Source organism: Caballeronia sp. LZ008 (genome assembly GCF_031451435.1).
In the GTDB taxonomy this organism is placed as follows: domain Bacteria; phylum Pseudomonadota; class Gammaproteobacteria; order Burkholderiales; family Burkholderiaceae; genus Caballeronia; species Caballeronia zhejiangensis.
Genome location: NZ_JARUXK010000002.1, coordinates 728,763 through 751,720, shown reverse-complemented (window position 1 = coordinate 751,720; position 22,958 = coordinate 728,763). Strand labels below are relative to the sequence as shown.

The window sequence follows — 22,958 nt, the reverse complement described above, 5'->3', positions numbered from 1 at the left end:
GATTCCAACCTGACACAAGAAAGCGGCGCATCGACTTCGATGCGCCTGCCATTCCCGAGCGCGCGCGCCGGTTATGACCGATCGTTCGTGCGTCATCCCAAGTCAGGACGGAAATTCATGCTCGCGCCCATCGAACCTATCGAACACGATCTGCTCGGCGATCTCGCCGTGCCCGCCAACGCGTACTACGGCGTGCACACGCTGCGCGCGCTGCAGAACTTTCCGATCACCGGCATCGCCATTTCCGCTTACCCTAATCTCGTCGATGCACTGGCGAGCGTGAAGGAGGCGGCCGCGCTCGCCAACCACGAACTCGGCGTGCTGAGCGAAGTGAAAATGCAGGCCATCGTGCACGCATGCAGGCAAGTGCGCTCGGGCACGGCGCGCGAGCATTTCGTCGTCGATGTGATTCAGGGCGGCGCGGGCACGTCGACGAACATGAACGCGAACGAAGTCATCGCCAATCTCGCGCTCGAACATCTCGGGCATCGACGCGGCGAATACGGCGTGTTGCACCCGAACGAGGACGTGAACCTCGGCCAGAGCACCAACGACGTCTATCCGACCGCACTGAAGATCGCCACGTACGCGGGCATCATGCAACTGATCGAAGCGATGGGCGTGCTGCGCGCATCGTTCGAACGCAAGGCGCTCGAGTTCCGCGACGATCTGAAAATGGGCCGCACGCAGCTTCAGGACGCGGTGCCGATGACGCTCGGCCAGGAGTTCAGCACCTTCGCCGTGATGCTCGGCGAGGACGAAGCGCGCTTGAAGGAAGCGGCGAAACTGATCTGCGAAATCAATCTCGGCGCCACCGCGATCGGCACGGGCATCAACACGCATCCGCGCTACGCGCAGCTCGCGTGCAGGCATTTGAGCGACGTGACCGGCATCGCGCTGACGACATCGCCGAATCTCGTCGAAGCGACGCAGGACGTCGGCGCATTCGTGCAGCTTTCCGGTGTGCTGAAGCGCGTCGCGGTCAAGCTCTCGAAGACCTGCAACGATCTTCGTCTGCTGTCGAGCGGACCGCGCGCGGGACTCGGCGAAATCAACCTGCCGCCGGTGCAGGCCGGATCGAGCATCATGCCGGGCAAGGTGAATCCGGTGATTCCGGAAGTTGTCAATCAGATCGCGTTCGAAGTCATCGGCAACGATGTGACCGTGAGCTTCGCCGCCGAGGCGGGCCAGCTTCAGCTCAATGCGTTCGAGCCGATCATCGCGCACAGTCTCTTCAAGAGCATCGCGCATTTGCGCGCGGGATGCCTCACGCTCGCGTCGAAATGCGTCGACGGCATCAGCGCGAATCGCGACCGCTTGCGCGCGATCCTCGAAAGCTCGATCGGCATCGTGACGGCGCTCAATCCGTATATCGGCTACACGCATTCGACGGAAGTCGCGAAGGAAGCGCTCGTGTCCGGCAAGAGCGTGGCGCAGATCGTCATCGAAAAAGGGCTGTTGAGCCCGTTGCAACTCGACGAAATCCTTCAGCCCGCGATGCTGACGCAGCCGCGCGGCATCGCGTCGGCGGCTTGAGAAGCCGTTTCGCGCCAGCCGGAGTAGACTGTTTTTGCGGTGTGCCTGCCGCGAAAGGAGGTTGCGATGAGATTCGCCGATATGTTCAAGCGCCCGAAACGCGGCGCGACGGCTGCTCCCGGGGACGCGGAGCCTCACCACGAGGAACACGCGAAATCGGTGCAGAAAGAGGCGCGCAAGCTGTGGGACGTCATTGGCCGAAATCGCCATAAGAGCGCGAAGTGGCACTAGCGAAGTGGCGTAGGAAGCGGGCCCGGGAACGAAAGTCCCGGGCCCGCAACGTTTTCAGGTCGTGATCCAGTTGGTGTGCGCCGGGAAGAGCGTGCCGAGCACGGCGGGCGAGTACGTGTTGGGAACCGGCACCGGCTTGCCCGCCACCATCACGAGGCCCAAACGCTGCGCGACCGACACATGCGCGCCAATGTCCTGCGGAAACGCGAACGGGCCGCGCGGCCCGAATGGACGCAGCGAGAAGGGCGGCTCCGTCCACGGCGAATGCGACTTGCCGAGAAAATCCGGCTGCAGGGACCAGGGCGGCGTCTTCAGACGCATGCCGATGGCCGGATCGGCGAGGCGCTTCAGCATCCATTCGCAGGCGATATCCGAAAGCCCCGATTCGGCATTCGGATAACCGCCGCCGACATCCGCGTGAGCGCCCGCGAACAGCACCTGCGTGATGCCCTCGCGTGAATCCCACAGCGTCGGCGTGAAATCGCCGCGCTGCTCGTCGAGACTGATCGCGTGAATGCCGAACTTGACCTTCGGGCTGAGCGCGGTATCGGCGAAGCGGAACAGATCGACCGTCGAATCCTTGCTGTCGAGATAAATCGGAATGCCGAGCGCGCCGACCGTATCCCAGACGCCGATGGCGCGAATTTCATCGACGGGCAGCGTGTCATCCGGCTGCAGTCTCGCTAACGCGAGCTTCGGATCGAAATTGACGATCTTTTCGAGCAGCCCCCGCAGTCCGCCCGCGTTGCGCGCCGGCGGTCTCGCCTCGCGATACTTGCGCCACGCGAGTATGCCCATGCGATACGCGAGCGCCTTGTCGTTCACGTCGTAACGGCTCGTGTCGAGCACGCCGACGCTCGCGATCATTCCGCCGAGCGCGCGCGCCGTGTACGCGCCGCGGCTGAAGCCCATCAGGATGATGCGGTCGCCCGGCCGGTAGTGACGCGATATGAACGTATAGCCGCGCACGATGCGCGCGATGATGCCATCGCCGAATGCGCCGCCCACGAGTTTCGCGATGACGTTGCGCGAATCGCCGACGCCATGCAGATATTTCGCGACCTGTCCGTCCGGCCCCGGTTCGGCGATTTCCTGTTCGGAGGCGAGCAGCGTGGACGCGGGGTCCGGTTCGCCGGACAGCAGCATGAACGCCTTGAATACGTTCGTGGGATCCGGCGTGCCGTCGTTGTCGTGATCGGTGTCGGGACCGTTCCAGGTTCCATCCGCGCAGAAAATGATGTTCTTGCTCATGATGCACCTTCCTTTCCATCGTGACGCCGCAAGCACTCGCTCAGTATGTCTTAGTGTCTCGGCGATCGATCGGCAAGCCGCACGTCTTCTGCGAACGACGCTTTGGCCGAAAGAGCCTAACCGAGATCGAATGGCGGCTTTACTTTTGCAAAAGGACGGGTTTATAAAGGAGCCATCCTTGAAAAAAACTCAATTATGAAAGTCACGCTCGACGAGCTTCAGACCTTCGCGACGGTCGTCGATACAGGCTCCATCACGGCGGCTGCGGAGCAACTGGATCAGACGGTTTCGGGCGCGAGCCGCACGCTCGGCCGCCTCGAAGAGAAACTGCAGACGACGCTCCTGCGCAGGACCACGCGCCGCCTCGAACTGACGGAAGAGGGCAGGAGCTTCCTGCAGCATGCGCGCGAGATCATCGACGCGGTGGAGAGCGCCGAAGAGCAGGTCGCCGCGCGCCGCGAACGGCCGTCGGGCCTCTTGCGCGTCGATGCCGCGACGCCCTTCATGCTGCATGTGATCGTGCCGCTCGTCGCGGGTTATCGCGAGCGCTATCCGCATGTGGAGCTGGAGCTGAACAGCAACGAAGGCGTGATCGATCTGCTGGAACGCCGCACCGATGTCGCGATCCGCATCGGCAAGCTGAAGGATTCGACGCTGCATAGCCGTCCGATCGGCAGCAGCCGCATTCGCGTGCTGGCGACGCCGCATTATCTGGAAACGCACGGGCATCCGAAGCGCGTCGACGAGCTCGCCAATCACGCGCTGCTCGGCTTCACGCAGCCGGAATCGCTAAACGTCTGGCCGCTCGCGGGGCGCGATGACGAGCCGTATCGCATCAAGCCGAGCATCGCTTCGTCGAGCGGCGAGACGCTGCGGCATCTCGCGCTGGAGAGTGCGGGCATCGTGTGCCTGTCGGACTTCATGACGCTGCGCGACCGGCGCGAAGGGCGGCTCGTGCAGATTCTCGCGCGTCATACGGAGGAAGTGCGGCAGCCGATCAGCGCCGTCTACTATCGCAACACGGCGATCTCCGCGCGCATCGCTTCGTTCGTCGACTATCTCGCGCAAGCCGTGAAGACCACGGAGTTCGCGCTGACCGGCAATCGCTGACACTCAGCCCGCCGACTCGACCGCGAGCAGATTGAGCACGAGCAGAATCGCGGCCTGATTGTCGGCGCTGATCGCGATGCCGAGCGTGCCGCCGATCCATCTGCCGATCTTCGTCGCGGCGAAATCCGCGCTTTGCGCCGACTTCTTGAGCGTCACGCCGAGCCTCACGGCCCGATAGTGGTACGAAGGGATGTGATGCCGCGTCGCGAGCGCGAACAGGCCGCCTTTGTCCTCCGAGCACCATCCGAGCGTGCCCGCGAGAACCAGTTGCTCGTACCGGTCCAGGCCGTCGATGAACGCGCGCGCGAGACGCCGCACGCGCGCTTCGTCGAGGCCGTACTGCATCAGCACCGAGGCGACAGGATCGTCGGGCGCGTGCGCGTGCTCGTCTATCTGCGCGGCGACGCCGTCGAGTTCCATCGACACATCGCGCTGATTGCTCGCGCTGCGCAGACAATCGATCAGAAAGCGCCTGAAATACGTGCATACGGCGTAGCCGCTCGACGGCGCGCTGTGCTCGCTCGCGTGCGATTCGCCGTGGCCCGGTTCGAGCCGCAGCACTTTCGCGTAGATGAACTGCGCGACGAGTTCTTCCTTGTCCTCCTTGAGCGATTGCAGCTCGGGCGGATGATAGCCGCGCAACGCGCCTTTCACGAGGTTGTAGATCGAAACCATTTCGTCCTGCGACAGATGCGTGCGCCGGCGCCAAAGGTCGGTGAGCATCGAGGGCGCACCCGTCTCCTGGACGGGATTCATTGTCAAGGTCTCCACGTTGTCAATCCCCTCAAATCGGTGGCAACGTGATGAGTATGGTTTTCTCCTATTAAACGACCAATATGAAGTTAGTCATATCCGTCGACTAGAACTTTCGGGTAAACCGGGCGGATCAACGCAGCAAGGGGATGACAGATGCAAGGCGATCGTGAGCACGGCGAGACCGACGAGGACGTCGCCAGTGCGCTCTACGCGGCGGACCCCGCATCCTTCGTCGCGCATTGCTGCGCGATCGCGCTCTTCTATCCGGCATTGCTGTCACGCCCGCACGCCGGATGGCTCGTCTTCGGCTGCGTGCTCTTCCATGCGGGCGCGAATGGTCTCGCGATCGGTCTTTGGGCCTGGCGGCGTCACGATCCGCTTCGTTTCGGCGCGCGTCGATGGATCGGCCTGCATGCGCTGCGAAACGTGCTGCTTCACGCGGCGCCGGGCATCGCGATCTGTTTCGCGTTCCAGAACGAATCCGCCGGATCGGTCGCCGCGCAGGCCGTTCTGCTCGTCACGCTGGCCGCGCTTGCCTACGGTTCGAACGGATTGAGCGTGCGCAACCTGTCGGGCGCGGTGCTGACGCTGCTTCTGCCCGTCACGATTGCGAGCCTGATGCAGCCCGCCGATGGCCGTTTCGGATTGGGCGTCGTGCTTGCCGTGTTCGTCGTCGCGATCCATCTTTTCGGCTCGCAGTATCGGCGTCTTTTTCGCGGCATCGTGAAGGCGCGCGTCGAGCAGGAGCGGCTCGCGCAAACCATCGCGCTGCAGAAAAGCGTGATCGAGGAAGCGAGCCTTGCGAAGACGCGTTTTTTCGCGGCCGCCAGTCACGATCTGCGCCAGCCGCTTCACGCGATCGGCCTGCTCGCGCAGGCACTCACCGACGGCCGCGCGAGCGCGCAGGAGCGCGATGACTCCGCGCAGCACATCATCGCCAACGTCGACGCGCTGAATCAGCTCTTCAATCAGGTGCTCGACCTCGCGCGCATCGAAAGCGGCGTCACGCAGGTGATTCCGCAGCATTTCCTGATGTCGGAGCTGCTCGCGCGCATCGAGCGGCAGTTCCGGCCCGCCGCCGCCGCGAAGGGGCTGGCGTTGCGCATCGCGCCGACGTCGAGCGTCGCCTTCACCGATCCGGTGCTGCTCGAACGCGTGATCGGCAATCTCGTGTCGAACGCCGTGCGCTACACCGAGCGCGGCTCGATATGGATCGGCGTGCGTCACGGCGGCGATCCGGAGCAAGGTCATATCGAAGTGCGCGATTCGGGCATCGGCATCGCGCCCGACGAACACGCGCTCGTCTTCGAGGACTTCTATCAGGCGCCGCTCGCGCATCACGGCGCGCGCGAGGGACACGGCCTCGGTCTCGCGACGGTGCGCCGTCTGACGCGGCTGCTCGGCGGCGAGCCGACGCTGCGCTCGGAGCCGGGACGCGGCACGACGATCCGCGTGCCCGTGCGCTTCGGCGATGCGAATCTCGTTACGTCGAGTCTGTGCGCGCCGCTGCCGGTCATCGGATGCATCGAAGGACGCCATGTGCTGTGCGTCGACGACGATCCCGCGAATCTCGATGCGCTCAGCGCCTTGCTCACGCGCTGGGGATGCAGCGTGCGCGGCTGTCGCGACGAGCTGGCGGCGGTGCGCGCCATTTCCGAGGGCTTCGTGCCGGACGTGCTGCTGTGCGATTACCAGATCGACCGCCACGAGACCGGCGCGGAAGTGCTTCAGGCCGTGCGCGAGGCGTTGCGGCGGCGCGGCCACGGCGAGCCGGCGAGCGTGGTGATTACGGGCGACATGGCGTCGCCCGGCCTCGCGGCGCTCGTCGCCGCCGGTTTGCCGGTCCTGCACAAGCCCGTTACGCCGACGCGCCTGCGCCGCACGCTCGACATGCTGCTTCAGCCGCGCGGACAGGACGAAGCGGCCTGAGCGCGGCGCGCCGCTCAGAGCGTGCGCCCGCCTTGCAGCCAGCCGTTGATGAGCGCGATCGCCGAAGAACGGTTGTGCACGCCGAGCGCACGAAAAATCACGGAGAGATGAACCTTGACCGTGCCTTCGGCGACCTGCAATTCGCGCGCGATCATCTTGTTCGTGCAGCCGCGATGCACGAGCCGCATGATTTCGCGCTGACGCGGCGACAGGTTTTCCATCAGATGCAGATGATGCGGCGCGAGCGCGGGCGCCGCCGTGTTCGTCATCGGGCGCGGACGTTCGGCGGCGCTCTGGCGCGCGAGCCGCGACGGCGACGGATCGATCAGGCTCAGCGCCTCGATCGGCACATACGCGCCGCCGGACAGCACGAGCTCGATCGCCTTGACCATCACGTTGGCGGGCTCGCGCTTGGGCACGAAGCCGAGCGCGCCCGCGGCGAGCACCGCGCGCATCTCGTCGACGGATTCTTCCGCCGACAGCACCACGAGCGGCAGCGCCGGATTCGCCTTCAGCAGCGCCGAGAGCGACGCCGCGCTTTCCATGCCCGACATGTGCAGATCGACGATCGCGAGATCGTGATTCGCTTCCGGACGCGCGGCGGCGGCGAGCGTCTCCCAGTTGTCGGCTTCGTCGAACTGCGCGTCCGGATCGATGCCGCGCAAAAGCGCCTTGACGGCCTGGCGGATCAGTTCGTGGTCATCGGCGACGAGAAACCTCATGCGCTTCCCCGATAGGTTCCGTCATTGCGTATCGTCGACGCACAGGTCGGGATCGCTGACGACGCAATCCGCGCTCGGCATCGCGAGCCCGCCGCGCACGCGCACGCCGGTCTCCTTCGCGGAGATGCGCAAGCCCTTCGGCAAGAGCACCCACATTTGCGTCGGCTGCTTCATGCGGCTCGCCTGCTGCTGGGCCTGCGGTCCGGTGCCGAAGAAATAATCGGCGCGCACGGCCCCGCGAATCGCGCCGCCCGCGTCCTGCGCCATGAGCAGGCGCGTGATGGATGCGCCCGCCGGCCCGCCTTCGCTCGCGTTGACGAAGACGGGCGCGCCGAGCGGCGTCGTGCGCGGATCGATCGCGGCCGAGCGCCCGGCGGAAAGCGGCACGCCCAATGCGCCGATGGGTCCGGCGGGCGAATCGGGGATCGTGCGGAAAAAGACGTAGCTCGGGTCCGATGCCGCGAAGGCATAGCCGATCGGCGCGCTCTTCGCGAGCGATGGCGTCGCGGTCTTGTCCGTGGCGCGGTCCGATGGCGCGTCCGGCGCGCTCACCCGCGCCGGACGCGCGGCGGGAACGGCGGCGCTCTTCGCGAGCGTGAAGCCGCGCAGAAGCGGCGATTGCGGCGGACCGTCGGCGTCGCCATGCACGGCGGGCGATGCCCCGTCCGCGTCCGCATCCTGAGCGCCGCGCAGGAGCGAGGACTGAGGCACATCGTCGGAAGCCGCGCCGCCGACATCGTTTTTTGCGTTCTGCGTGCTCACGCTGCCTTCTTCCAGATCGATCTCCACGCCGCGCACCAGAATCTTGCGACCCTTGCTTCCCGCGCTCGCGACGGGCGGATTGAACGCGAAGCCGTTCTGTTCCGCATAGGCGAGACGGATGACGCTCTTGCCGTCGGGCAGCACGATCTTTCCCGCGCCCTGTAATTGCATAGAGTAGAGCATCGCGGGGTCTTCCACATAGGCGAGCACGGGCGCGCGGCTCATGCCGCGCTCGATATCGGCGCGCGCGTAGTAGGGCACGATATCCGCGCCTTCGCGGCGCAGCCGCAGCTTCTTGTCGCGGATGTCCGGCACGCTGTCGCCGACGCGCAGCGTGTACGTCTTGCCGCTCATCGATACGGTCGACAGCGGAACGACGTTGCGTCCTTCGATGCGTGCCGGAACCGGCGTGCCGCGCGCGCCGGGCGGCAGGCGGCGGGCGTCGAGGAACAGCATGTCGGTCGGCACGCCGTAGACCGGATAGACATACGGCGCGCGGCGCTCGCGGCTGCCCTTCAGGATCGGCTCGTAATAGCCGGTCAGGACGCCGCGCGCGCTTCTGTCGACATTGAGGATCTGATAGACCGTGAAGTTGTCCTCGAAGAAGCGGCGCACCGCGGCGGCGTTGCGCGCATCCACGCCGCGAGAGGCCGCGCAGGGCGCCGCCCACGCCGGCTTGCCGCTCAGCACGCCGCAACTGCGCCGGAACGCGTCCCAGGATTCGGCGACGTTGTCGGTCGCCCAGCCGGGCACGCTCGCGAAGGCGACGGGCGTATAGAGTGCGTTCTTCGTCGCGAAAGGCGTGGCGTTCATGCCGACCGACGCCGACGGACTCGCCGGCGACGGATTCGCGATGCCCGGCTCCGCGCCTGTCGCGCTGACCATGCGCGCGTCGTCGCCTGGCGCGGAGGGCGGCGCGGCCTCATCGACGCGCACGGCGGGCGAGGGCGGCGCGCCCGCGCATCCGGCGAGCGTGGCCGCGGTCAACGCAAGGGCGGCGAAGGCGGCGAGCGGATGCGCCGTTCCGGATGAAGCGCCCGGCGCGATGCCCGGCTGCGCGGCGACGCCGCTCGTTCGTGATGCCATGGTGCCCTCGTCTCGCGGCCGAAGCGCTTCGCTTTCGATTCGAATTTCTCTATTTAGACGAACGGACGACATCGATTTTGAAGGTCGCCGCGCCATACGCGACGGGACACGACGGCGCGTTGCCGCCGCACGCCGGCACGCCCGCGAACGGCGATGCGCTGAGCGTCCGCTGCGCAGCCGCCGCGTTCTGCGCCTCGGGCGAGAGACTGGCGAAGACGGCGTCGTGCGCGAGACCGAGCGCCGGGAACTCGCGCGGCGCGGCGGAAACGATCGCGACGAAATGATTCGCGCCGACGGGCTCGCCGGCCTGCATCGGCCAGCTCGGACGCGGCAGCACGAGACGCTTCTTCCTGCCGATGCGATTGTCGCTATCGAGCGCGTTCGGAAACAGTTGCAGATATTGATTCGCCGGATCGACGACGAACACATACACATAGCCGTCGCGATTGCTCGTGATCGCGAAGCGCAACAAGTCGCGGTCGACGACGGCGCGCGCGACGGGCACGTCCACCTTGACATCGAACGACGGATCGGCGAGCGAAACGATGCGCGCGAATTCGCCATCGGGCGTGAAAGGCGGCAGCGCGGCGGGCGGCGGAGGCGGCGGCGCTTCGGGCACGACCTCCGGCGCAGGCGCCGAAGCCGCGACGACCGCCGAAGCAGCGACGCGCTCGGCCGAAGGCGCATGATGCGACGTGAAGCGCGGCACGAACCATCCGAGCGTCGCCGCCGCGCCGAGCAGACACGCGGCGCCGGCCGCCCAGCCGATACGCCTGCGCGCCGCGCTTTTCGCCGTGCGCGGCGCGGGCGCGTCGTCGAGCGAAATGCCGAGCTCGGCGGCGAACTGCCGGTCGGTCTGCGGCCGATGCGCGGGCGCAACCGCGAGCGCATGATCGATCGCCTTCAGGAATCGGTCGGAGTAACGGCCCGCCGCCAGTTTCGCGAGCGGCTGATAACTGTCCTTGACCACGCGCCCGACCGAAGGCGGCGGCGTTCGCCCGGTGATCGCGAAATAGACGAGCGCGGCGAGCGCGTAGTGATCGGTCCACGGTCCTTGCCGCATCGACGGCACTTCGGCGTACTGTTCGATCGGCGCGTAGCCCGGCTTGAGAATCACCGTGAGCGCCTGCGTCATGTCGCCGATCACGCGCCGCGCCGCGCCGAAATCGAGCAGGACCGGCCGATGGCTTTCCTCCAGCAGGATGATGTTGTCCGGCGCGATATCGCGATGAAAACAGTCGGACGCGTGCAGCACGGCGAGCGCGTCGATGAGCGGCGTGAGCAGCGCGCGCAGCCAGGCTTCGTCGGGCGGCTTTTTCATCGCCCGGAGCGTTTCCTTGAGCGTCACGCCCTTGTAGTAGGGCATCGCCATGTAGGCGGTGCCGTTGGCCTCCCAGAAGCGGTACACCTTCACGAGCGACTGATGATCGAAGCGCGCGAGCAGCCGCGCCTCGTCGTTGATGAAGCTCTTGAGACCGGCGCGGAACATCGGCTCGTAGCGGCCGGACTTGACCTGAACCTGCGTCACGCCGACGCGCGAGGCGAGCGCCGCCGGCATGTATTCCTTCACCGCGACGTAGCGGTCGAGCGAAGTATCGAAGGCCAGATAGACGATGCCGAAGCCGCCCTCGCCGATGAGCCGCACGATCTCGAACTCGCCGAGCCGCGTGCCGGGCGGCAGGATGCTGTGCGCGGGCGGCGCGTCGGACGTCGATGAAGGCGCGCCCGCGGCCGCCACGTCGGACCGACGCACGCGCGCGCCGCTGACGATCACCGTCTTGTCGTCGCCCGCGTCGCCCGGATTGGTTTCGGTCTTGCCGGCGTTGCCGGTCGTGCCGCCGCCTTCTTCCGGTAGCCTGCCCGTCGCATTCATGATCCGCAGTCCCGCAGCAGGGTGATGAAAAGCGCCGTGTCGGGCAGGCCGTACGCCGGCCAGATCGTGATCGGGCGCGGCGCGCGATCGTCGCGATCGTCGGGCTGGTCGGGCTCGTCGGAAGCGGGCGCCGTCTGCGCGGCGGTCCACAGGCTCATCCGTTGGATCTCGGCTTGCCAGAGCGGCGCGAGCGTGCGCGCGAGTGAATCGGGCAGCGTCGCGGCCGATTGCGCGATCCACGGTTCGTCGAGCATGGCGGCGCGCGTGCCGGCGTTCGCCGGCTGCGGCACCGGCAGCGCGGCGAGCTGTTCGTCGAGCCGCTCGATGCTGTGATCGAAATCGAGCGCGGCGAGCGCGACATTCTCGATCGCCGAAAGCCATTGCCAGAGCGCGGCGACTTCGCCGCCCGTCGATGGCGCCGCCTGCAGCGACGCCGCGATCGTCAACGGAAAATGCCGCCCGACGCGGTCCACCGACGCCATCACCACGCCCGTCCAGCATGCGCCCAGCGTCGGCGCGATGGCGCCGGGCATCGCGAAAAAGCGCCACACCGGGCACGTCAGATAGATCGAGAGCCACGCGTCGCCGAGCGCGAGCTGCGTTTCGCCGACGCGCTCGGCGAGCCATGCGTCCCACGGCGCGACAAACGCGTCCGACAGCCGCCGCGCCGCGAAATCGCCGAGCGACGGCAGCTTGCCGTACCAGCCTGCGATCGCCGCGCCGTCGTCCGCGAGCGTGCCGCCGGGCGCGTCGTTCATAGCCGCTCCGGACAGGAGAACTTGCGCAGATCGGCGAGCCGGAACGGATTCTCCACGCTGTTCGCCGTCACTTCGAAGCGCGTCTTGCGCCCTTCGACATCGAACGTGACGATGAAGCGCTCCGGCTGATCGGTCGGCTGCACGTCGAGCCGGTCGAACATGCGAAACAGCGCCCACGGCCCCTCGAACACCAGATTGCTCGCGCCGCTCGTCGGCGGCGGCGTGAGTTGCAGGCTCACGCGTCCCGAGCCGCGCGTGCCGGGCCACTGAATCGCGGTCGCGATCTGCGGGCCGTGCGCGTAGGTGAGCACTTGCCCGTCGACGTCGAGCGTGAAGGAGAGGATCGACGGGTCCATGTCGAGCGGCTTGAACTGCAGCGCGAGCGCGGGCGACTTGCCGCCGCCGCGGAAGAACACGCCGCGGATCGTCGCGGCGCGCTCGAACTGCGCCAGACCGGCCGGACTGATCTGCGACGCCGACGAATCCGACTTCTTGAACGCCCACGGCTTCGCGGAAACATCGACGTCGGGCGCGAGGTTCTTCTGGAAGAAATCGTCGAACTTGCCGCCCGGCGCGAACAGCGTGCCGAAGTCTTCAGGCAGCACGTCGCGCGCGGAATTCGGGTTGAACGGATAGCGCCCGCCGACCGCGCGAACGCAGAAGGCCGAGATCGACTCCTTCAGGTCCGCCGACAGATTCACGCGCCGCGCCTCCTGCGACTGCGCCGCGCCCTGGTTGCCGAGATCGAGCAGCGCGGTGCGGATCGGCTCGGGCATGCGCGCGGCCTGCGTGCGCAGCTTCGCCGGCGCGTCCGATGGCGGCGGCGCGGTCTTCTGCTGCAGGGCTTCGTCGGTGGCGCTGAGATACGTGTAGACATCGTTGATGACGGCGAGCGTCTGCGCGATCGGCGCGGGCTGCCCCGCGCCCGGGCTCGTCACGAGCGCGCGCAGGCCGGTGAACCGGTCATCGACGATGCTTTCCAGTTGAGCGCCCGGCGCGACCGGCGCGATCTGCGTCGGATCGGCCCCGCGAATCACCTTCAGCAGCTTTTCGCGCGCCGCGCCGAGCTTGTCGCCCGCGCGATCGACGACGGTCGTTTCGCTTTCGGGCTTCGCGCCGAGCGTCGTTTCGCGCGACGCCGCCTTCGCGAGCGCGGCGAGCGGCGAATCGGGCGCGGAGAGAATGCGCGCGATCTGCGTCGATTGCGACAGCGTGTCGGCGCGCACGATGCGGACATCGTTCAGGAACTCGGTCCAGATCCGCGCGTAATCCTGAAGATAGAGCAGCCGCACGTCCTCGGTGATGCGCTGCATCGCCGCCGGATCGCCGCGCGGCAGGCCGCCCTGATCGCGGATGCCGAGCACCCACGGCTCTTCGGCGGCGAGCTGGGCGGCGGTTTCATCGACGGCTTTCAGGAACGCCTTGTGATAGCCGTCGAACGAATAAAGCCCCGCCACACCGCGCGTGAGCGGCGCGCCGCTCGAACGCGTGAACACGAGCGACGCGTTCGGCCCGCCCGCGTGCGCGATCGTGAACTCCGGATAATCCGCGCCGACGCCTTGCTGCTTCACGCGCCCGTACACGCGCTGCGCGAGCGTGTTGGCGGCCAGCATGGCGCGCAGATGCGCGACGAGACGCTCGTCGAACGGCAGATTCGGATGCACGACGCCGCGCGCCAGCAACGCATCGAGATGCCCGGCGAGCGCCGCGCGCTCCTCGTTGCCGACCTCGCGCGGCAGCGAGCGGTCCCAGTCGGTGAGAATCCACGCCTTGAGCGCATCGGCATCCTGATGATCGGGCTGATTCAGCATCAGATACGCCTTGAGCGCTTCGTACGCGTAGCCGGGATTCGCGGGCGTCGCGCCGCGCGCCTGTTCCTCGATGCGCGCCGCGAGCTTCGGCAGGAACAGATCGGTCAGAAGGCGCTCGTACGCGAGCGTCGCGGCGGCGTCGAGTTTCGCGCCTTGCCAGAGGCCCCATTGCATCGCGATCGGCGGATGCGCGGCATCGACCTGAGGCGTCGATGCGAGGCCGCGCACCGCCGACAGCAACGGCAGCAGCGCGACGAGATTCGTGCCCGCCGCCGATGTCCCCGCCACGGCTTCCTTCGCCGCGCGCGCGGTGTGATCGACGTTCGCGACATAGCTGCGATTGCGCACATAGCTCGTGCCCCAGAGCGCGAGCACGCCAGCCGTTACGGCCGCGATGACCGCATACGCGCCGAGCCGCCACAGATGCCGCTTGCGCGCCCATTGCAGATTCGATCCGGCGAGTCCCTGTTCGGCGAACACGACCTGCGTCAGAAGCCGCTCCAGAAAGAAGCTGCGCCCGCTCGACGGACGCGGCGGCTGCACGCCCCGCTCGATGCCGAACGCGCGCGCGAGCGAGCCGAGCACGCGATCGATCGGCGTGCCTTCCTGCGTGCCGCTCGTGAAATAGACGCCGCGCAAAAGCGGTGCATCGTCGTGTTTCGACTGGACGAAGGTCGCGCGCAGCGCATCGGCGACGAGCGGCTTCAACGCGGCGAACTGCTGCGGAAAACTCATGATCGCGGCGCGTTGCGCGAGTCCGCTTTCCGCGTTCAGGCGCTCCGGCAGACGCGCGACCAGCCGGGCTTCGAGCGCGTCCAGCTCGGCATCGATCCGTTCGCCGAATGCGGCCTGCGTGAGCGTGCGTTTCGGCTCGTAGGCAAACGTGAAGCCGAACACCTGCGCGCGCTCTTCCTTCGACATATCCGCGAAAAACTCCGTGAAGCCCGCGAGCAGATCCGTCTTGGTGACGAGCACGTAGACCGGAAAGCGCGTGCCGAACGCCTGCATCAGTTCGCGCATGCGCGCGCGCAAGGTCGATGCGGTTTCGTCGGTGCTCGCGGGCGTCGCGGCGAGCAGATCGGGGACGGCGAGCGTCAGCAGCACGCCGTTGATCGGCTGGCGCGGGCGCGTCTTTTTCAGGAGCGCGAGGAAGCCTTGCCATGCGGTCTGGTCGGCGTCGCGGTCGCTTTCGTGGGTCGTGTAGCGCCCGGCCGTGTCGATGAGCACGGCGTCGTCGGTGAACCACCAGTCGCAATTGCGCGTGCCGCCGACGCCGCGAATCTTGTCGGTGCCGAAGCGCTCGGCGAGCGGAAAGCGCAGCCCCGAATGCACCAGCGCCGTGGTTTTGCCCGCGCCCGGCGCGCCGATGAACATGTACCACGGCAATTGATACAGATATTGCCGGCCCGACAGCGTGACCCAGTCGCGCCAGCCGGGTTTTCCGCCGGACGCGGTAATGCGCGCCTCGCGCAGCACGGCGAGCGCTTCGTCGAAACGCTTGCCGAGCGTCGCGACTTCCGCTTCGCCGGCGCTCGGTGCGGCAGCCTCGCGGCGCGGACTTTCGCTCTGCGCGGCGAGTCCCGCCGACAGCGCCGCCTGCGTGCGCCGCGCGCGCCACGCGGCCCAGAGCCGCCGCAGCACGAAGAGCAGCACGACGCAGCCGATCGCGATGTAACGCGACATCGCCGATTCGAGCGGATAGCTGTGCGCGAACGACAGGAGCGGCCCGGCGATCCAGATCGCAGCCGCAACGAGCAGCAGCCCGACGGTCAGCAGCAGCACCGGATGAAACAGGATCGAGAGGATTTTTTTCATGTCAGGACCCGGGCTTCGCGAACAGCGTCACTTCGACGCGCCGGTTGCGCGCGCGGCCGGCGGGCGAATCGTTCGGCGCGACGGGATCGGCGTCGCCCTTGCCTTCCGCTTTGAGACGCGAAGGCGCGATTGTCGCCGCGAGCAGGTCGCGCACGTTCGCCGCGCGTTCCTGCGACAGCTCCCAGTTCGAAGGAAAGCGCGCCGAGCGGATCGGCCGGTCGTCGGTGTGGCCCGTCACGAGCACGTTGCCGGGCACCGCCTTCAGCGCCGCCGCGATCCGTTCGATGAGCGGCCGCGTCTGCCCCGACACTTCGGCGCTGCCGGGTTTGAAGACGTTGTCGCCGTGCAGCGTGACGACTGAACGGTCGACGCGGTCATCGACGGCGACGAGGCCATCGCGGATTTCCTGCGCGAGGAATTCCGCGAGACGGGGTTTCGCCGCCTGCGTCACGACGAGAGGACGCTGCGCACCCGCGCGGATCGAGGCGAGCGTGCCGAACGCGGGATCGGAGAGGCGTCCGAGCTGGAAGCTCATCGCGAGCCACGCCAGCGCGAGCACGAGCAGCGCGAACGCGCCGACGACCCAAACCGGCAGCACGTCGGTCGTGCGCCGCCGCGCCGTCGGCACGCCTTGCCAGTGCGGCGACAGCGCGCGCTCCGGTTCGCCGCGCTCCTTGCGGATCAGTTGATACAGCCGCGCGCGGATCGCGTCGAGCGTCTGCCGGCCTTGCGCCGCCACGCGGTAACGTCCCTCGAAGCCGAGCGCGAGCACCATGCTCGCCAGTTCCAGCAGATGCAGATGTTGCGCGGGCTTCTGCGCGAGCCGCGCGAGCAGTTGAAAGACCTTCTCGCCGCCCCACGCCTCGTTGTGAAACGTCACGAGCAGGCTTTGCCGCGCCCAGACGCCCGCGCCCCACGGCGTGCCCGACGCGGCTTCGTCGAGCATCGTGCAGACGATGTAGCGCGCCGCCGTCACCTGTTCCGCCGGGATGCCATTGGTGCGCGCCTCGTCCTCGAAGCGGCGCACGCCCGCGGCGAGCGCGTCGCGCAGCGCGGCGGGATCGGCGCACGCGCTCATCGTGCGGATGCGCGCGGCGAGCTGCAACAGCGGCGCGCACGCGGCGACCAGCGGATTCACCGCGCCGCCCGTCGCGAAGGCGGCGTCGAACGCGCGCTGCCCGGAGGCCGCCGCGCCGCTCGCCGAGAACGGTCCCTGCGTGCTTCCGCCGCCCGCGCGGCGCCGCCGCGCGCCGGGGTTGGGCTTGATCATCGTCTGATCGGATTCGAATCCGGCGAAGGGATCGTCGTCGTTCGTCATGTTCGTCGATGACCTCGCTCAATGACGGATCGCCCAGAATTCGAGTTCGAGCGCCGGAAACTCGCCAGCGATGTACATCGCCAGGTTGCCGGTCTGCTCCAGCTCCTTCCACAGCTCGCCGCCGCGATCCAGCTCGAAATAGGAAAAGCCCGCGTGAAACGGAATCTGCCGCGGCGCGACCGGCATCGCGCGCAGGCCGATGCCCGGCAGCGCGAGATTGACGAGATCGCGCAGCTTTTCAGCGGGCGCGATCTTCACCTGCGTCGGAAAGCGCGTGCGCAGCGCTTCGCCCGGCATCTGCGCGTTCGCGGCGAGCACGAAGCCGGCGCTCTTCACGAGCTCCAGATCGTTGATGAGCGCGACGCGCACGCCGGGCTTGCGGCTTTGCAGCTCGATCGCGACGGCGTCGGGTTCGCGCACGATGCCGATCAGTTGCCGCACGTCGCGCATGAGCGGCTCGAACGACGTCGCGACATCGTCATGGCAATACGGCGGATACGCGAGCACGCGGCGGCGCTCGTCGAACGCGGCGAGATCGCCGGCGAGCGCGAGCGTCGTCTGATACAGGCGTTCGGGATGCAGTAGCGGCACTTGCAACAGATGCGCGTACTGCGGCTCGAAGCGATTGAGCGTTTGCAGCAGCAGAAAATCGGCGATCTCCGCGACGCCGCCGCGCCCCGGATTCGCGAGGCGGCTCGCCAGGCGGTCCGCATGTTGATGCACGAGGCCGGCGAGTTCCTGCGCATAGCCGAAGAGACGCGGGTCGGCGTGCGCGTGGAGCATCGGCGGGATGTAGCCGGGATCGAGCACGACGCGGTTGTCGGCGCGCCGTTCCAGCACGCGCGCAAGCCCGATGGTCGCGAAGGCGTCGGTCGCGTCGCGCGCGAGCATGAGCCGCACGTTCGGCGCGCCGACGCGAATCTGCGCGACGCGGTCCGTGCTCGTCGTTATATCGGCGACGGAAGTATCCGTCGTGCGAAAGCGCAATCCGTCGATGCGGCCATCGGCAGCGCCATCGGCGTCGAATTCCTTTGCGCCCGCGCGCGCGAGCGGCAGCGCAAGCAACACGAGCTCGTCGCGCGTGCCGGCGGGAATGTCGAGCGGCGGCGGCGCGGGGAAGTCGTCGGGAAAGGAGAACGCGGTGCCGTCGGGCAGCACGCCGAACGCCGACGCAAGCGCGATCTTGCCGAGCCCGAGCGCGATTTCGTCGAGCATCACGGCGGCCCAGCCCCACGACCACGCCTCGGTCGCGCGCGCGTGCGAGCGCACGAGATGCTCGATGAAGCGGTCGTGCTGCTGGAAGTGCTGGGGTTCGAGGAACAGGCCCTCGGACCAGATCATGCGTTGGTGCCAGGTCATGGTGCCTCGTATGGGCTTGGGCTCGATGCTCAAAGAACGATTCAGCGCGGCGGATTTGCAAACCGGCGCGCGCTGTCACTTCTTCTTGCCCGATGGCGGCGGCGCGGGCTGCGCGGCGATCGATACGTCGGCGGCGTCGATACGCACGTTCATCAGCGTCGTCTGGTTCGGCGGCACCGGCGCGCTCGCCCGCCAGCGCGATCGCTCGATGTCGCGATACGCCGCCACGACCGCGACGAACTTCGTGCCGGGCTGCACCGTCTGCTCGACGCTGCGGCTGTCGCCGGGCCGCAGCACGTATTCGTTCTTCGCGTTGAGATCGCCGCCGAGCGTCGCCTGCTCTTTGCCGTAGAGCGTGAAGAAGTCGGCGCTGTCGAAGGCGGCCGTCGTCTTCAGCTCGTACACGCGCACGACGACCGGCGACGGGCGGCCCGCGTGATCGGGATTCGCGCCATCCAGCGCGCTCACGCTGATACGCACGACCGTCGGCGCGGGCGGCGGCGGCGGCGACTTGCAGGCGCTCGCCGCGAGCGCGCAAAAGAGCAGTGCGCAAAGACGCGGACGCGGGTTCTCCATCATTGGGATCGTGTGACTTCGCAAGTGGCTTCGGACACCACAACAGACGAACGAAAACGCCGCGCTTTTCAAATCGCTCGCGGTGTTTCGTCTAGTGAGGGCACCGCGCTGGCGCTTCGCCGGTAGCGCCAGTGCGAAGCGGCGGTCATCGAGGAGGGCGTTCGTGAAACCGATCGGGCGGACATGCGCGGGGCTCGCGCTCTTTGCAATGCTTAACGTCTGCGCGCAGACGGCGCAGAAGGCGCATGCGGCCACGGCGGATCAGGCGCTCACGCCGGCCGCGCGTCAGGCCGAAGCCCGCGTGCGCGACGCGGAAACCATCGCGACGCTGTCGCAGGAAGGGCGGCTCCTGCTCGCGCGGGATCAGGTGAAGCTCGACGGCTACGCGTATTGCAGCATGTCGGTGGCGGCGGCCGAGCGCGGCGATTTCCGCGAGAGCATCGAGGCGGCGTCGCGGGCGCTCGTCGTCGCGCGGGAGACGGACAACGCCCATCTCGCCGCGCTGTCGCGGCGCGATCTCGCCATCGCGTACAGCTATGCGGGCGATCTCGACGATGCCGAACGCTACGCGAAGGAAGCCATCGCGGCGGGCGGGAAGAATCCGGAGCAGGTGCTCGCGCCCGCGCACAAGATCCTCGGCGATATCGCGGCGCGGCGCGGCGATCCGTCGGCGGCGCTCGGGGAATATCGCGCGGCGCTCGCGACGGCGTCGGCGCGCTATCGGCCGATGGTGCTCCTCTCGATCACCAACGCGCAGATCGCGACCGGCGACGCGGCGGGCGCGCGCGCCACGTTCGAAGAAACGTCCGGCGTGAAGGACACGTTGCTTGCGCCGTTGCGCAGGCGCATCGAAGGCAATCTGCTGCTCGCGGAGCACAAGCCGCAGGCGGCGCTCGAAGCGTTTTCCGCAAGCGCCACAAAAGGCGGCTCGGACGCGAGCTACGACAACCTGTGGGCGCACGAGGGCATGGGCCGCGCGTATCTCGCGCTCGGCGACCGCGGCAAGGCGCGCGAAGCCTGGCTCGCCGCGCTCGACGATTCGGAAACGATCCGCGCGCGCTTTCGCAGCGACGAGTTCAAGACCGGCCTGTTCTCCGATACGCAGACGGTCTTCGAGGAAACGATCGCGCTCGTCGTCGAGGACGGCGACTACAAGCAGGCGTGGGCGCTTTCCGAGAGAAGCCGCAGTCGCGCGCTGCTCGATGTCGTGCGCAACCGGCTCGCGACGAACGTCGATGAAACGCAACTGAACGGCCGCGCGCTCTCGCTCGACGACGTGACGAGCGCGCTGAATCCCGGCGAGGCGATCGTCGAATATCACGGCCTGCCCGACAAGCTGATCGCGTGGGTCGTGCGCCGCGACGGCATTCAGGGCTTCACGCTGCCGGTTCCGCGAAAGGACATGACGCTCGCCGTCGGCGATTTCCGCACGTCGATCATCCGCGGACGTCCGCAGGCGCTGACCTACGGCGCGAAGCTCGATGCGCTCCTGATCCAGCCGCTCGGCTTGCGGCCGAACGAACGGATCGTCATCGTGCCGAACGGCTCGCTGCATTACATGCCGTTTCAGGCGCTGAGGAACGCGCAAGGGTTTCTGATCCAGCGGCATGCGCTTGCGCTCGCGCCATCGGCGAGCATCGCGGTGCAGCTCGTGCGGCGGCAGCAGCGCATCGCGAGCAATCTCGTCGCGTTCGGCAATCCGCGCATCTCGCCGGAATTCGATCTGCCCGGCGCGGAAGCCGAAGTCCGCGCGATCGGACCGCTCTTCGCGCAGCGCGAGACCTTTCTGCAAGGCGACGTCACGCGCAAGACCTTCAGCGACAACGCGCCCGAGGGCCGCATCGTGCATGTGGCGACGCATGCGCAGGCCGACACCATCGATCCGCTGCATTCGCGCGTGCTGCTCGCGCCCGCGAAACAGCCCGCCGACGGCCCCGACCCGATGCTCGCGCAGGACATCTACAACCTGAAGTTCGATTCGGTCGCGCTCGTCACGTTGTCGGCGTGCGAGACGGCGCTCGGGCGCATCGAGCGCGGCGACGAAATCATGGGCTTCACACGGGCGTTCTTCTATGCGGGCGCGTCGGCATTACTCGTGTCGATGTGGCCCGTTTCGGACGAATCGACCGCGCTCACCATGCGCACGTTCTACGGCGCGCTCACGAAGGGCGAGGAAGCCATCGACGCGATGCGCGACGCGCAGCTCGCCGTGCTCGCCGACGGCAAGTTCGCTCATCCGTTCTACTGGGCGCCTTTCGATCTGATGGGCAACTGGCGGCTCTCGGTCGCGCGCTGAAAGACGTTTTCCGATCACCGGTGAGGATTGCAGAAGTGAACCACGCCACGAAATCCCCATGCTTTTCCTCACGTTCGAAAGCGCGTGCGGCGGGCGTCGGCATCGTCTGTGCAAGCGCGTTCTCCGCGTGGGCGCAGCAGGTGCCGATGCCGGGCACGGCGCAAGTGCCGAGCGCGGGCACGCTGCTCAACGAGCAGCCGCGTCCGTCGACGTCCGCGCCGCCGCCGGGCGGTTCGAGCGCGCTGCCCGCGCCGCCGGCCGCCGCGCCGGAAGTGCCGGACGGCAAGAAGTTCACGCTGAAGAGCATTCGTTTCGCGGGCAACGAAACGCTGCCCTCGGACACGCTGCTCGCGCTCGTTTCCGACAGGATCGGCCAGGAAGTGTCGATCAACGATCTGAACGCCATGAGCACGAAGGTCGCGCAGGCGTATCGCGAGCGCGGCTATCCGCTCGCGCAGGTCGTGATTCCGCCGCAGGACGTGACGAACGGCGACGTCACGTTCACCGTGCTCGAAGGCAAGATCGGCCGCGTGCGGCTGACGATGGCGCCCGGCGCGCCCGTCAAGGAATCGATGGTGCGCGCGCGGCTCGCCGCGATCGAGCCCGGCAAGCCGCTGCGGCAAACCGAACTCGAACGCACGATGCTCCTGCTGTCGGACCTGCCCGGCATTCGCGTGAGCTCGGCGCTGGAAACGGGCAGCGCGCCCGGCACCGTCGATCTGAACGTGACGGTCGAGCCGACGCGCCGCTGGAACTTCGCGGTTTCCGTCGACGACTACGGCGCGGCGCCCGCCGGGCGCTGGCGGCTCGGCGCGGTGGGACGGCTCGCGTCGCCGTTCGGCATCGGCGACAACCTCGACATCAACCTGCTCGCGGCCGAGCGCGCCGATACCGTCTACGGACGCATCGGCTACGACGCGCCCGTCGATGCGAGCGGCACGCGCGCCGGCATCGCGTATTCGCATCTGTATTACTACCTCGGCGAGCAGTTCTCCTCGCTGAACGCGCATGGCGATGCGGATGTCGTCACCGCGTCGGTGTCGCATCCGCTGATCCGCTCGCGCAGCCAGAACCTGCTGTTGCGCGGCGCGCTCGAATACCGCTCGCTCACCGACAAGATCGACAGCGTCAGCTTCGACAATCCGCAGAAGCTGTATGTGGCGAGCGTCGGGCTGTCGTACGAGAGCCGCGACAGCTTTCTCGGCGGCGGCTTCAACAGCGCGGACGTGCAACTGGCGTTCGCGCATCTGAACATCGATTCGGCGCTCGCCGAGGCCATCGATCAGGGACCGTTCGGGCGCAACACGCAAGGCAACAGCGTGCGCCTCACGATGCAGGCCAATCGCCTGAACGCGATCACGCGCAATACGAGCTTTTTCATCGGCGTGTCGGGGCAATGGGCGAACCAGAACCTCGACAGCTCGTCGCGCATCACGCTCGGCGGGCCGCGTGCGGTGCGCGCGTATTCGCCGTCGGAATCCGTCGTCGATGAAGGGCTGATCGCCACGGCCCAGCTTCGCTATGCGGTGATTCCGTCGCTCACGCTGTCGACGTTTTTCGATATCGGCGTGGGCCGCTACAACGCGCGCTCGATTCCCGGACAGGGCGCGAACACCGTGACGCGCAGCGGCGTGGGTCTCGGCGCGTTCTGGAGCGGGCCGTACGGCATCACCGTGGATGCGAGCGTGGCCTGGCGCACGACCCGCGCCGACACCACCGGCGACGACAAGGTGCCGCGCGTCTACGTGCAGGTATCCAAATCGTTCTAG

Annotated in this window: 15 protein-coding genes; 5 read left to right on the top strand and 10 right to left on the bottom strand. The window is 67.5% G+C overall.

The features are described 5' to 3' along the window. Positions 1–117 precede the first annotated feature (117 nt). Positions 118–1,536, top strand: a complete 1,419-nt coding sequence (locus QCE49_RS17800; RefSeq protein ID WP_250458835.1) for an aspartate ammonia-lyase — start codon at positions 118–120, stop codon at positions 1,534–1,536. A gap of 285 nt (positions 1,537–1,821) precedes the next feature. On the opposite strand, the gene QCE49_RS17795 is transcribed toward QCE49_RS17800, so the two are convergent. Beyond that, positions 1,822–3,018: a DUF2235 domain-containing protein gene (locus tag QCE49_RS17795; protein WP_008346423.1), complete on the bottom strand. Its 1,197-nt coding sequence runs from the start codon at positions 3,016–3,018 to the stop codon at positions 1,822–1,824. A gap of 195 nt (positions 3,019–3,213) precedes the next feature. Between QCE49_RS17795 and QCE49_RS17790 the strand changes: the two genes are divergently transcribed. Continuing rightward, positions 3,214–4,128 carry a LysR family transcriptional regulator gene (locus QCE49_RS17790; protein WP_250458837.1) on the top strand — a complete coding sequence of 305 codons (915 nt, stop codon included), beginning with the start codon at positions 3,214–3,216 and terminating at the stop codon, positions 4,126–4,128. 3 nt (positions 4,129–4,131) lie between these two features. On the opposite strand, the gene QCE49_RS17785 is transcribed toward QCE49_RS17790, so the two are convergent. Continuing rightward, positions 4,132–4,884, bottom strand: a complete 753-nt coding sequence (locus tag QCE49_RS17785) for a hypothetical protein (protein ID WP_008346426.1) — start codon at positions 4,882–4,884, stop codon at positions 4,132–4,134. 153 nt (positions 4,885–5,037) lie between these two features. Between QCE49_RS17785 and QCE49_RS17780 the strand changes: the two genes are divergently transcribed. Beyond that, on the top strand, positions 5,038–6,813 hold the full coding sequence (locus tag QCE49_RS17780) for a hybrid sensor histidine kinase/response regulator (protein WP_175980209.1): 1,776 nt from the start codon (positions 5,038–5,040) through the stop codon (positions 6,811–6,813). Between the two features lie 14 nt (positions 6,814–6,827). Here QCE49_RS17780 and QCE49_RS17775 read toward each other — a convergent pair whose 3' ends face one another. The 8 genes from QCE49_RS17775 to tssJ form a co-directional block, all read right to left on the bottom strand. Continuing rightward, complete coding sequence (locus QCE49_RS17775) at positions 6,828–7,535, bottom strand: response regulator transcription factor (RefSeq protein ID WP_008346429.1); 708 nt, start codon at positions 7,533–7,535, stop codon at positions 6,828–6,830. Positions 7,536–7,556: 21 nt separating this feature from the next. Beyond that, on the bottom strand, positions 7,557–9,383 hold the full coding sequence (locus QCE49_RS17770; protein WP_309806240.1) for a murein transglycosylase A: 1,827 nt from the start codon (positions 9,381–9,383) through the stop codon (positions 7,557–7,559). A 49-nt stretch (positions 9,384–9,432) separates the two neighbouring features. Beyond that, the gene (locus QCE49_RS17765; protein WP_250457050.1) at positions 9,433–11,256 is read right to left on the bottom strand and encodes a serine/threonine-protein kinase; all 1,824 of its coding nucleotides are present in this window, start codon (positions 11,254–11,256) and stop codon (positions 9,433–9,435) included. Continuing rightward, positions 11,253–12,014 (bottom strand): type VI secretion system-associated protein TagF, encoded by a 762-nt coding sequence (gene tagF, locus QCE49_RS17760; RefSeq protein WP_250457049.1) that lies wholly within the window; start codon positions 12,012–12,014, stop codon positions 11,253–11,255. Before tagF ends, QCE49_RS17765 begins: the two co-directional genes overlap by 4 nt. Then, positions 12,011–15,640, bottom strand: coding sequence for a type VI secretion system membrane subunit TssM (gene tssM, locus QCE49_RS17755; RefSeq protein ID WP_250457048.1), 3,630 nt, complete (start codon positions 15,638–15,640; stop codon positions 12,011–12,013). The genes tagF and tssM overlap by 4 nt, the downstream gene beginning before the upstream one ends. 1 nt (position 15,641) lies before the next feature. After that, positions 15,642–16,958, bottom strand: a complete 1,317-nt coding sequence (locus QCE49_RS17750; RefSeq protein ID WP_008346439.1) for a DotU family type VI secretion system protein — start codon at positions 16,956–16,958, stop codon at positions 15,642–15,644. 18 nt (positions 16,959–16,976) lie between these two features. Further along, positions 16,977–18,317 carry a type VI secretion system baseplate subunit TssK gene (gene tssK / locus QCE49_RS17745; protein WP_250437620.1) on the bottom strand — a complete coding sequence of 447 codons (1,341 nt, stop codon included), beginning with the start codon at positions 18,315–18,317 and terminating at the stop codon, positions 16,977–16,979. 75 nt (positions 18,318–18,392) lie between these two features. After that, a complete protein-coding gene (gene tssJ, locus QCE49_RS17740; RefSeq protein WP_008346442.1) occupies positions 18,393–18,893 on the bottom strand; it encodes a type VI secretion system lipoprotein TssJ in 501 nt (166 codons plus the stop codon). A 163-nt stretch (positions 18,894–19,056) separates the two neighbouring features. On the opposite strand from tssJ, the gene QCE49_RS17735 reads away from it, so the two are divergent. Together QCE49_RS17735 and QCE49_RS17730 are read left to right on the top strand one after the other, a co-directional pair. After that, entirely contained in the window at positions 19,057–21,189 is a 2,133-nt protein-coding gene (locus QCE49_RS17735) for a CHAT domain-containing protein (RefSeq protein ID WP_250457047.1), read from the top strand. Positions 21,190–21,224: 35 nt separating this feature from the next. Then, the gene (locus tag QCE49_RS17730; RefSeq protein ID WP_250457046.1) at positions 21,225–22,958 is read left to right on the top strand and encodes a ShlB/FhaC/HecB family hemolysin secretion/activation protein; all 1,734 of its coding nucleotides are present in this window, start codon (positions 21,225–21,227) and stop codon (positions 22,956–22,958) included.

Bases quoted from the DNA above. Each gene is read 5' to 3' on its own strand.
- QCE49_RS17780 (WP_175980209.1), top strand. From the start codon at position 5,038: ATGCAAGGCGATCGTGAGCACGGCGAGACCGACGAGGACGTCGCCAGT.
- QCE49_RS17795 (WP_008346423.1), bottom strand. From the start codon at position 3,018: ATGAGCAAGAACATCATTTTCTGCGCGGATGGAACCTGGAACGGTCCC.
- QCE49_RS17785 (WP_008346426.1), bottom strand. From the start codon at position 4,884: ATGAATCCCGTCCAGGAGACGGGTGCGCCCTCGATGCTCACCGACCTT.
- tssJ (WP_008346442.1), bottom strand. From the start codon at position 18,893: ATGGAGAACCCGCGTCCGCGTCTTTGCGCACTGCTCTTTTGCGCGCTC.
- tssM (WP_250457048.1), bottom strand. From the start codon at position 15,640: ATGAAAAAAATCCTCTCGATCCTGTTTCATCCGGTGCTGCTGCTGACC.
- QCE49_RS17790 (WP_250458837.1), top strand. From the start codon at position 3,214: ATGAAAGTCACGCTCGACGAGCTTCAGACCTTCGCGACGGTCGTCGAT.
- tssK (WP_250437620.1), bottom strand. From the start codon at position 18,317: ATGACCTGGCACCAACGCATGATCTGGTCCGAGGGCCTGTTCCTCGAA.
- tagF (WP_250457049.1), bottom strand. From the start codon at position 12,014: ATGAACGACGCGCCCGGCGGCACGCTCGCGGACGACGGCGCGGCGATC.
- QCE49_RS17800 (WP_250458835.1), top strand. From the start codon at position 118: ATGCTCGCGCCCATCGAACCTATCGAACACGATCTGCTCGGCGATCTC.
- QCE49_RS17750 (WP_008346439.1), bottom strand. From the start codon at position 16,958: ATGACGAACGACGACGATCCCTTCGCCGGATTCGAATCCGATCAGACG.
- QCE49_RS17770 (WP_309806240.1), bottom strand. From the start codon at position 9,383: ATGGCATCACGAACGAGCGGCGTCGCCGCGCAGCCGGGCATCGCGCCG.
- QCE49_RS17765 (WP_250457050.1), bottom strand. From the start codon at position 11,256: ATGAATGCGACGGGCAGGCTACCGGAAGAAGGCGGCGGCACGACCGGC.
- QCE49_RS17775 (WP_008346429.1), bottom strand. From the start codon at position 7,535: ATGAGGTTTCTCGTCGCCGATGACCACGAACTGATCCGCCAGGCCGTC.